Origin of the sequence: Kordia sp. (assembly GCF_045105435.1) — a bacterium.
Classification (GTDB): domain Bacteria; phylum Bacteroidota; class Bacteroidia; order Flavobacteriales; family Flavobacteriaceae; genus Kordia.
In genome coordinates this window covers 1-10,685 of sequence record NZ_JBGCDL010000416.1, presented here as the reverse complement: position 1 = coordinate 10,685, position 10,685 = coordinate 1, and the positions used below count along the sequence as shown (strand labels likewise).

General features: G+C 34.7%; 11 protein-coding genes. 4 read left to right on the top strand and 7 right to left on the bottom strand.

The window, feature by feature from the left end:
• Nucleotides 1-64 precede the first annotated feature (64 nt).
• A complete protein-coding gene (ettA, locus tag AB8B65_RS21005; protein WP_405303239.1) occupies nt 65-1,756 on the bottom strand; it encodes an energy-dependent translational throttle protein EttA in 1,692 nt (563 codons plus the stop codon).
• A gap of 325 nt (nt 1,757-2,081) precedes the next feature.
• On the opposite strand from ettA, the gene AB8B65_RS21000 reads away from it, so the two are divergent.
• From AB8B65_RS21000 to AB8B65_RS20990, 3 genes are all read left to right on the top strand, one after another.
• Nucleotides 2,082-2,732, top strand: a complete 651-nt coding sequence (locus AB8B65_RS21000; protein ID WP_405303238.1) for a DUF4331 family protein — start codon at nt 2,082-2,084, stop codon at nt 2,730-2,732.
• Between the two features lie 31 nt (nt 2,733-2,763).
• Nucleotides 2,764-3,321, top strand: a complete 558-nt coding sequence (locus AB8B65_RS20995) for a DUF4331 family protein (protein WP_405303237.1) — start codon at nt 2,764-2,766, stop codon at nt 3,319-3,321.
• Nucleotides 3,322-3,500: 179 nt separating this feature from the next.
• Complete coding sequence (locus tag AB8B65_RS20990) at nt 3,501-4,796, top strand: tetratricopeptide repeat protein (RefSeq protein ID WP_405303236.1); 1,296 nt, start codon at nt 3,501-3,503, stop codon at nt 4,794-4,796.
• A 94-nt stretch (nt 4,797-4,890) separates the two neighbouring features.
• Here the strand turns inward: AB8B65_RS20990 and AB8B65_RS20985 are convergent, their stop codons facing one another.
• From AB8B65_RS20985 to AB8B65_RS20970, 4 genes are all read right to left on the bottom strand, one after another.
• Nucleotides 4,891-5,589, bottom strand: coding sequence for a hypothetical protein (locus AB8B65_RS20985; protein ID WP_405303235.1), 699 nt, complete (start codon nt 5,587-5,589; stop codon nt 4,891-4,893).
• A 67-nt stretch (nt 5,590-5,656) separates the two neighbouring features.
• The gene (locus AB8B65_RS20980; protein ID WP_405303234.1) at nt 5,657-6,469 is read right to left on the bottom strand and encodes an anti-sigma factor domain-containing protein; all 813 of its coding nucleotides are present in this window, start codon (nt 6,467-6,469) and stop codon (nt 5,657-5,659) included.
• Complete coding sequence (locus AB8B65_RS20975; protein ID WP_405303240.1) at nt 6,470-7,000, bottom strand: RNA polymerase sigma factor; 531 nt, start codon at nt 6,998-7,000, stop codon at nt 6,470-6,472. It abuts the gene before it with no gap.
• Between the two features lie 148 nt (nt 7,001-7,148).
• Nucleotides 7,149-7,325, bottom strand: coding sequence for a CAL67264 family membrane protein (locus AB8B65_RS20970; RefSeq protein WP_405303233.1), 177 nt, complete (start codon nt 7,323-7,325; stop codon nt 7,149-7,151).
• A gap of 271 nt (nt 7,326-7,596) precedes the next feature.
• Here AB8B65_RS20970 and AB8B65_RS20965 point away from each other — a divergent pair, with 271 nt between their 5' ends.
• Nucleotides 7,597-8,490: a TraB/GumN family protein gene (locus tag AB8B65_RS20965; RefSeq protein ID WP_405303232.1), complete on the top strand. Its 894-nt coding sequence runs from the start codon at nt 7,597-7,599 to the stop codon at nt 8,488-8,490.
• Between the two features lie 356 nt (nt 8,491-8,846).
• On the opposite strand, the gene AB8B65_RS20960 is transcribed toward AB8B65_RS20965, so the two are convergent.
• A complete protein-coding gene (locus AB8B65_RS20960) occupies nt 8,847-9,905 on the bottom strand; it encodes a bifunctional transcriptional activator/DNA repair enzyme AdaA (protein WP_405303231.1) in 1,059 nt (352 codons plus the stop codon).
• A partial coding sequence (locus AB8B65_RS20955; protein ID WP_405303230.1) for an isocitrate lyase/phosphoenolpyruvate mutase family protein occupies nt 9,906-10,685 on the bottom strand: 780 nt, incomplete at its 5' end.

Below are 10,685 nucleotides of genomic sequence, written 5' to 3'. Positions count from 1 at the left end.
CAAATTGCAAGGGTTTTAGTGTTCTATTATATAGATTCCTGCCTTCGCAGGAATGACAAAGTAATTATCTTATCAACTTCTTATATTTAATACGCTTCGGCATCAAGTCGCCACCTAAACGTTTCTTTTTGTTTTCTTCATAATCTGAGAAGCTTCCTTCAAAGAAATACACTTGTGAATCGCCTTCAAAAGCTAAGATATGTGTACAGATACGATCTAAAAACCACCTGTCGTGAGAAATTACAACGGCACAACCAGCAAAGTTTTCCAAACCTTCTTCCAAAGCTCTCAGTGTGTTTACATCCAAGTCGTTTGTTGGCTCATCCAGTAATAATACATTTCCTTCTTCTTTTAAAGTCATGGCTAAATGCAATCGGTTGCGTTCTCCACCAGAAAGTGTATTTACTTTTTTGTTTTGCTCGCTTCCTGCAAAGTTGAATCGGCTTAAATACGCTCTCGAATTTACTTGTTTTCCGCCCATCATGACCAATTCCTGCTCGTCAGAGAAGTTTGCCCAAATTGATTTATTTGGATCAATATTTGAATGCGACTGATCTACATACGCGATTTTTGCCGTTTCTCCTACCGTAAACGTTCCTTTGTCTGCCGCTTCTTCGCCCATAATCATTTTGAAAATGGTTGTCTTTCCAGCTCCATTCGGACCAATTACACCTACAATTCCTGCTTGTGGTAAGTTGAAGTTTAAATCTTCATATAATAATTTGTCACCAAACGCTTTAGAAACGCCTGAAGCTTCAATTACATTTGTTCCTAAACGTGGACCATTTGGAATGTAGATTTCCAACTTCTCGTCCATTTGTTTTTGATCTTGACTCATCAATTTGTCATAGTTCTTCAAACGTGCTTTTTGCTTTGTTTGACGTCCTTTTGCTCCTTGACGAACCCATTCCAATTCTCGTTCTAATGTTTTCTGACGTTTAGAAGCTGTTTTGCTTTCTTGCGCCATACGTGTCGATTTTTGATCTAACCAAGAAGAATAGTTTCCTTTCCACGGAATGCCTTCTCCTCTATCCAATTCTAAAATCCAACCCGCAACATTATCTAAGAAATATCTATCGTGCGTTACCGCGATTACGGTTCCTTTGTATTGTGCTAAATGATGCTCTAACCAATGTACAGATTCTGCATCCAAGTGGTTTGTTGGCTCATCTAATAGTAAAATTTCTGGTTCTTGTAATAACAAGCGACATAAGGCAACACGACGACGTTCTCCTCCAGAAAGTACTCCAATCAATTTGTCTGGCTCTGGCGTACGCAACGCATCCATGGCAATTTCTAGTTTTGTATCTAATTCCCACGCATTAGAAGCATCAATTTTATCTTGCAAGTCAGCTTGTTGCGCCATCAACTTGTCCATTTTGTCTGCATCAGAATATACTTCTTCCAAACCAAACATGTCGTTAATTTTATTGTATTCGTCAAGAATGGCAACCGTTTCTGCAACACCTTCTTTTACAACTTCCATCACGGTTTTAGTTTCGTCTAGTTGTGGCTCTTGTTCTAAATAACCCACTTTGTAACCTGGCGAAAACGTAACATCTCCTTGGTAATTTTTCTCTACGCCTGCAATAATTTTCAGCAAGGTAGATTTACCAGAACCGTTGAGACCGAGAATCCCGATTTTAGCTCCATAGAAAAAACTTAGGTATATATCTTTTAAAACTTGTTTGTTCGTACTTTGATAGGTTTTAGAAACCCTATTCATTGAAAAGATAACTTTCTTATCGTCTGACATAATTGATCTTTAATTTAATTGCTTTGTCACAAATATACACAATTGTCGTAGCATTCGCGCATATTAATTTGGGATTGAAAGATTGAAAGGTGAAATGACTAAAAAATAAAATTTTTGTTCAAAGACAATTCGCGAAAGCTTAAAAATACTTTCAAAACTCATTTTTTTTAAATTAACTAATTCATTGAAAAACAATTATTTACACACCTAACACATCAGCATTTCAATCTTTTTTCTAAAAAAATACATTTTTTAAAAACCGTACTTAAATTCCTCTCGTATATAAAACCGTAATACAATAAAAATCTAATTAATCTTAAAAATTATGAAACGAGTAACAACCATTTTAGGAATAAGTATTGTTTTGGTGGGAAGTTTCTTTTTGATAGCAGCAGATCATATTGATGCGCCAGCAATTCAGGGAACAACTACCGATATTACCGATTTCTACGCCTTTCAAGGAGAAGATACAAATAGTATTGCGTTTGTGGTAAACACACAAGGATTATTGAGTCCGGCAGCAACCGGAAATGCTTCTTTTGACGAAAATACGTTGATCGAAATTAATATTGATACTTCGGGAGATAGTGTGGAAGACTTAGTGATTCAAGCCATTCCAAGAGATGGAAAAATGTATTTCTTTGGTCCCGTTGCACCAAGTGCTACAGGATTGAACTCTGTTGTTGAGACTTCTGGAACAGAATCTTCTGTTGACATTTCTACATACGGAAGCAACGCGATTACTGCCACAAACAACGGAATGCAATTTTTTGCAGGACCAAGAGACGATCCATTCTTTATGGATTTTGCGCAGTACGGTGAAATTATCACAGGAAACGCAACCAGTTTTAACGATCCTGGAACTGATACGTTTGCAGGAAGCAATGTACTATCAATCGTAGTAGAAGTGCCAAAATCACAAATTGGAGGTTCCGGAACGATCAATGTTTGGGCAGAAGCAAAAGGAAAACAATAAGCAATCAACATTCACACAAAAAAACAATACAATGAAAACTATACAATCTATATTCGGACTTGCGTTCATCAGCCTTTTTACCTTGGCGAGTTGCGCTTCAGACGATAATACAATTATAATGGATACAACGCCTGATTTCTCAGGAACTTTCGCACAGCAAGACCAAATGGGAAGACCAGCCGTAAATACGGTTTTTGTTTCGCAAGCGAGTAAAGATAATTTTAACGTAACAATTCCATCACAACAAAATGCAGCTTTTCAAAGCATGTTTCAAACCAACTTAACAGGATTGAGTCCAGCATTTGCAAATCCTGGAGATCAAAATGCATTAGGACAAGACGCAGCCGCTTTTACAGGTTTGTTAGCAACGGATGTTTTAAATGTTTCTTTAGATGGAACGACCACTTTTTTTGACGGAACAAACGTACTCACAGGTCGTGCTTTGGCAGATGATGTAATTACCGTAGAACTCTTATTAATTTTTGGAGGCGAAGACTTCACAGAAAACCCAAATCTTTCTGATGATCATGTGGACGCTAATGACAAGCCTTTTTTGTCCTCATTTCCATACTTAGCCTCACCGTGGTAATCTGATTTGCTACGAGAGCATTTAGTCTATAACAATTTAACCTGTTAATTAGTTGAACGATCACGCTAGATGCTCTCTATTTTAAAATAAAAAAATTGGACTTAAAAACACAATTAAATTATACTACAAGACTCCGCTTTTCAACGGAGTTAGTTTAACTTTTAAAAAAAGTCAACCTAATGAATACCAAAATCGCCTTTCAAATACTTGGAGTTTGTATGCTTGTTATGAGTTGTACTACCACTTCATCACAAAAAATTACAGCTGCCCAATCGTACAATCAATATTTAGATGTAGCTGAAAACAAAACGATAGAAACCGCAACTGAAATCCACAAATTTTGGTCTGCCAAATTAGAAAAATCTCCAAATCAATATCCGTATCATGCAAAAGTTGCAAGTGCATATTCTCAGCTGTTTAAGGCAACTGGCGAAATCTCTCATTTAATGGAAGCGGCTTTGCACTTGGAACTTTTAAATGAACGTACAAAGTATCAAAATGCAGGATATATAAGAAGTTTAGTTCGTAATTATATTTCACAACACCGTTTTAAAGAAGCATTGACTTTATTGAAAAAAGCGGAAGTTTTAGGAGAAAATCTTCAAGCAACCCAAAAAATGTTATTTGATGTACATTTAGAACTTGGAAACGTTCAAGAAGCCGAAAAGTACCTCAGCATTTTTAAGAATGAAAATAGTTTTAATGCGATGATTCGATTGTCAAAATGGTACGATCACGAAGGAAAATTACTAGCAGCCATTAAAATGATGGAGAAAGCAAAATTGAAAGCTGAAGACGCAAATAATAAATTTTTGAAACAATGGTCGTATACAAATTTGGCTGATTTTTACGGTCACACCGGAAGAATTAAAGATGCGTACGCTCATTATTTGAAAGCGCTGGAATTAGATCCGAACGATGCGTATGCCAAAAAAGGAATTGCCTGGATTGTGTTTTCGCATGAGAAGAATCCAACGGAAGCATTGCGAATTTTAAATACCATCATGTTGCAACACAAAGCGCCAGATTATTATTTATTGAAAGCTGAGATTGCTGAATTTATGGGAGAAAATGCTAAAAAAGAAGAAAATATCAACGCTTTTATGAAGGCTGTTCAAGATGAAAAATATGGTGTCATGTATACTTCATATACGATTTCTGTGCTGTCGGAAGAATTAAATGATCCAAAGAAAGCATTGAAAATTGCACAACAAGAAGTCAAACTACGCCCTACACCGCAATCGTATGATTTATTAGCCTGGAGTTATCATTTACAAGGAAATTCAGCGAAAGCTTTACACATTATTCAAAAGCATGTTATTGACAAAACGTTTGAACCTGTTGCCATGTATCATGTTGCTGAAATTTTAAAAGCAAATGGACATACAGAAACGGTTTCGGAGATCAAAGCTGAACTACTAGAGAGTAGTTTTGAAGTGGGTCCAATTATGACAGAAAAAATACAACGATTGTAGTTTTTGGCGAACTATTTAGTCCTAACTTTTGTTAGGCGATTGGTTTTTATTGAAAAAAGGCACTTTGTAATGAAGTGTCTTTTTTGTTTTATAATCATTCTTGTTGAATTGGCGGCGGCGGCGGAATGATTATTAGTTCTTCTAATTCTAATTGTAGTTTAAATGATAATTTCTCTTTTAAAATATTTATTTGGGAAGTTTCTAAATCGCATATTTTTTTCAAAAAAAGTTGTTGCGACAAGTCTTCATATTTTAACAAATATCCATCCATGATATTGGCGAATGTCTTTTCAATACTGTCTTTTGGCGTTTCGGTCTGCCATTGTATGGAAGTTTCTTTAAATTTTACACCTTTACCATTCATTAAGTTTTGATGAAGCCAATGTTTTACAGAATCTATTGAGCTTAGTTCATAGTCTATCAATAAAAGACCGTGTTCATTTAATAAAATTTTTGCCTTCCAAGGTTTTCTTCCACAAAAAATAATTCCATCATCGCATATTTTCTGATACTGAATTTTTATAACATCTTCATTTTTTAAAATCAATCCAAAACTAACAAGTTCTCCACACACATTCTCTCCTACCTTTTCTTCTATAGAACTAAGTAATGGCTTTTCTTCAAGTGAATAATCGATTGTTATTTTTTTGAGCGAATCTGAAATTGACAATAAACTGAGTTCGTTTGCGCAGTATTTGGAATTGCTAGTTTTAATTTTAGTTTGCTTTGGAGAACATCCAATGAAAAAGAATATTGAAAGAAGAAATAGATATAAAAATTTGGCTTTTTTCATCTGGCACATTGGTTTTTGGTTCTAAGTTTAGCACAAGGCAACAAAAAGTATACCATGAAAAAATTAGTTAAGGAGTAGCAGCCACAACACCAAGCGTATACAATTGTTCCATTGTTGGCGATTTACTTCCTCCTGCTGGCTCTAAAGTGATTCCGAATGCTTCTGATTCGTTCGCGTTTTGTAAATCAAACACTTTGTCTGTATCCGTTGTAAAATCTGCAATAACTCCTAAGCTCGTTGGTGTTAACGGATCTAATTTTAAGGACCAAATTTGGTATACTTTCCCCGCTGGCGGATCTGGCAATCCTTGTAAATCTAAGTAGATATTATTTGAACTTTTATCCCAATATACTTTTGCATACGAAGTTGGCGAAACTGCTTGTCCGCCAAGTGGCACCGAAATAATATCTTTGGTTCGTAATACATTTAGCAATTCGCTCGCAGCTGTTAAATCGCTATTGGCTTGATATATTTGCTTTTTCAAGGCTTCTCGTTCCGATCGTACAAGTTCTATCTCAGCTTCTAAATCGCTTTTCAACAACAGAGAAAATACCAATCCTGTAGCAAATACAATTGCTGCTGCCCAACCTGCATAACGGAAAATAGAACGTTCTTTCTTTAGTGGAATTACAGGCGTTTCATTAAGTACAGCATCCGAAAGTTGTAGTTTTTCTTTAATCGTATCAAAAAGGCCAGTCGTATTTTTGGTGGCAGTTGCCGCAGTTAAGTTTACTATAGCAGCTTCAATAGAAAGGACTTCTTGCATCACTTCAGGATATTGTTGCATCATTGCATGTACTGCTTCGTTTTCCTTTTCAGAAAGCGCGCCTGCTACATACAGTTCCAATATTCCAGATGCTATATATTCCTTACTATCCATCTATACTTCTAATGCTTTTCTAAGTTCGCTAATACAGTTTCTATTTCTAGTTTTTACAGTTCCTAAAGGGATTTCGAGCGTTTCTGCAGTTTCTTTTTGCGTATATCCTTTAAAATATATCAAATTGATAATCTGCTTACATTTTTCCGCAAGTTTGCTTACATACTTTTTTAAGCCGATTGCATTGGTTTGTTGGTCTAAGTTATCGTTGCTCTCAATACTATGTACGAAAAAATCAATGTCTTGGTTTTGTTGTGTATTCTTGTATGATTTTGATCGGATTTTATCAATTGCAGCATTTCGGGCAATATTGAGCAACCATGTAAAAAAACGTCCTTTTTTGGCGGTATACGCATCCGATTTATTCCATGCTTTTATAAACACATCTTGCAACACTTCTGTAGCAATAGCTTCATTTTTGACAATTGTATTAATGACACCAAAAATGCTTTCATTGTACATTTCGTACAACGATTCAAAAGCCTTTGCGTCTTTATTTTGAAATTGTTCAATGAGTGTTTCTAACTCCATGTAATCATATTGCATTTAAATAGAAAGAGTTGTCTTTATATTTAGGAAGTTAAATCTACAATTTTTCGTTTACATTTTTCAATTTTACACAAAAAAAAGCTTCCGATATTCGAAAGCTTTTAGTGTATTATTTAGGTTATTTTTAGGTTTATACTCTACCTTTTAGTGCGTTAAAAACCCATGCAATGGCAAAGAAACCTACACCGACAGCCGCAAATCCGTATCCTGCAACTTCATCGTATCTAAAAGCGCCTAAAGCAATTAAACCTAGCCCGACTAATATCATAATCAATGTTGCCCAAGCTAATACTGTATTTTTATTCATTCCCATAGTTTGATATTTTGGCGCATCTGCATCACACTTCTACTCCGTTCAGTGTGTTGACAGTCAGGCTTTCGACAGTCGCTCTCTTCGAGGAGCTTCAACAAATGTCTCAATCCTTTGCGCTTTTGTGAAATACAAATATCGAATTTTTAATCTAAAAACTAAAAAATTAATACAAGCATTTCTAATTCACTTTTGATATAGTTTCAAATGACACGCTTTTATTTTTAGTATCTTTAGCAAAAATTAGCATAATTATTAAATTGTATTTATGAATAAAAAATTGTCACTGTTAGTACTTACGGTACTTACATTATTTATTAGCTGTAATTCTTACAAATCAACTTCAAGCAGTAGTACAGTTCCAAAATTAGAAAACTCTTTACTTTGGAAAATTTCAGGAAATGGCATTGAAAAACCATCCTATTTATACGGAACTATTCACTTAACGTGTGATTATAATTATACCGACAAACTTAAAAAAGCGTTTGATGAAACAGATCGTTTGGTATTAGAAATTGATATGTCCGATCCTAAATTACAAGCCAATATGATGAAGCTTATTTTTATGGAAAAAGGCAAAACTATTGAAGGATTGATGAATGAAGAAGATTATAAAAAGCTATCTGCGTTTTTTAATGATCAAGTCGGAATGAGTTTGAAGATGTTCAATACTATGAAACCGTTTGCAATTACGGCAACTTTGACTTCAAAAATGGCAGTTTGTGATAAAGGAGTAGCTTATGAGACTGAATTTATGAAGATTGCAAAAGAACAGAAAGAAGATGTAATTGGCTTGGAAACGATTGAAGATCAAATGAAAGTTTTTGACAATATTCCGTATGAAGAACAATTGAAATCATTAGTAGAAATGGCAGATAATGGTATGGATGAAAGCAAAAAAAGCTTTGATGAAATGACCCAATTTTACAATGCAGAAGATTTAGAAGGTTTATTATCTGTGATGACCGAACAAGGTATGGAAGCAGATTTTCAAGAAAGTTTGGTAGATCAACGCAACCGCAATTGGATTCCATTGATTGAAGAAATTGCAAAAGAAGCGCCTGCTTTTATTGGTGTTGGTGCATTGCATTTACCTGGCGAACAAGGTGTTATTAATTTGTTGAGAAAGCAAGGATATACGGTTGAACCAGTGTTTGATTAGACTCGTTCCCTTGTAGACGGGAATCTCTTAGATCGCTTTCGCTTTTAGATGTTAGATCGCTTTCGCTTTTAGACTCGTTCTCCTGTAAACAGGAATCTCTTAGATTGCTTCACTTCGACAAGCTCAGTGTGAATGCTTTTAGACTCGTTCCCGTGTAGACAGGAATCTCTTAGACCGCTCCGCTGTTAGATGTTAGATCGCTTTCGCTTTTAGACTCGTTCTCCTGTAAACAGGAATCTCTTAGATTGCAACGCAATTAGACTTGTTCCCGCAGCAGCGGAAACTTTTTAGAAAACATAAAAAAATCCGCAATGTTCTTATGAATATTGCGGATTTTTTATGCTTTTTGCACATTTTTATTTGCTTCCGTTGTTTCGTTCATGCTCAATCAACCACTTCTTTCGTTCAATTCCGCCACTATATCCAGTCATTTTTCCATTTTTTCCAATGACTCTATGACAAGGTATAATAATAGCAATTCGATTACAACCATTTGCAGAAGCAACTGCTCTTACAGCTTTTGGATTGCCTATTTTTTCTGCTTGCTGTTGATAGGTTTGCGTTTTACCGTATGCAATTCCATTTAGGCAATTCCATACAGAATTTTGAAAATCAGTTCCTGGTGTTTCTAGTTTTAAGTCAAAAACTTTTCTCTCACCTTCAAAGTATTCTTTTATTTCTTTCTTGGCTTGTTTGATGTGTACATTCTCACCCAAAATAATAGTTGCATTCAACAACTTTTGCAAGTCTTTAAATTCTGTTTCGAGCTTTTGCCGATCAACAAATTCCAATAAGCAAACTCCAGTATCAGTTGCACAAACAAACATTGGACCTAAAGGTGTTGTAAGTCTGTTTATAAGAATTATGTTTTTGTCTTTACTATTTTTTGGCGATTTACCTACTAGCTTCTTAAAAGTGTAATTAAATCCACTTAACGATTCATAGCCTGAATCAAAAGCCGTGTGTGTCGCATTTTTTCCGTGTTTTAATTCTTGAAAAGCATTGTTTATTCTATACATTCGTTGATATGCCTGAAAAGTCATACCATAACTATTTTTAAACCATCTACGCACTACTTCCGGACTAATTCCTTTTTCTCTTAATTGGAAGTCCGTAATTTTATCTTTTGGATGTTCCTTTACCAATAGAATCGCTTTCTCAACTTGTTCTGGTGCTTGATTGGCATTTTCTGTTGGTTTGCATATTTTACAAGGTCTATATCCATTATCCAACGCTTCTTTAAATGATGTGTAAAATTCAACGTTTTTGAGTTTTGGTTTTCTTGCTCTACATGTCGCAATACAAAAAATAGAAGTCGTTTTTACTCCAACAAAAAAAATACCAACAAAACTCTGCTTTCTGTCTAGTAGCGCTTGATAATACGTTTCGATTTTATTGCTATCCGTAATCAACATTTAAAAAATAGATTTAAAAGAGTTTTGACTTAAAACATTCTTTACTGTTTCTTCAAAGTTACCATACATCTTGTCAAAAAGGAAATTTCCCATACTTATTCGTTTTACACCTAATTTTGCTAGCGTTTCAAAATTTGGAAGATTCGGCATACACATTACATTAATGGGCAAACTTGTTGAATCAGTAATCGTTTTTATATCATTTTCTTTTTCAATACAAGGAATAAAAATTCCATTTGCGCCTGCATTTTGATACAGTTCAATTCTTCTTTTTGTTTCTGTAATCACGTTTTCTTTAAGTAGGATAAATGTATCTGTTCGAACGTTTATAAAGATATCAATATTTTCTTTTTCTAACTGTTGTTTTATTTCTGTTAGTGTCTTTGCAAAGTCATTAGCATCTAGTAGAATCCGTTTTTCGTTCACTATACTATCTTCAATATTGATTCCAACAACTCCTAATTCTGATAGTATTTTTATGTGCTGAACAATTTGTTTTGGGTTACGGCTATATCCAGATTCCAAATCAACTGACAAAGGTAAATTTGTGTTTTGTGTAATTCGTTTTATGAAATATTCCAATTCAGAAAACTCCATTTCTTCGCCATCATTATATCCTAAAAGTGTTGCAATTGCTGAGCTTGAAGTTCCAATTGCTTGAAAATTTAATTTTTCGGCTGTTTTTGTACTTGGCACATCCCAAACATTTCCAATTAGTAATGGTGTAACTTGATTGTGTAAATTTTTAAACTCCATTTTTTTATATTTTGGAGCAAAGTA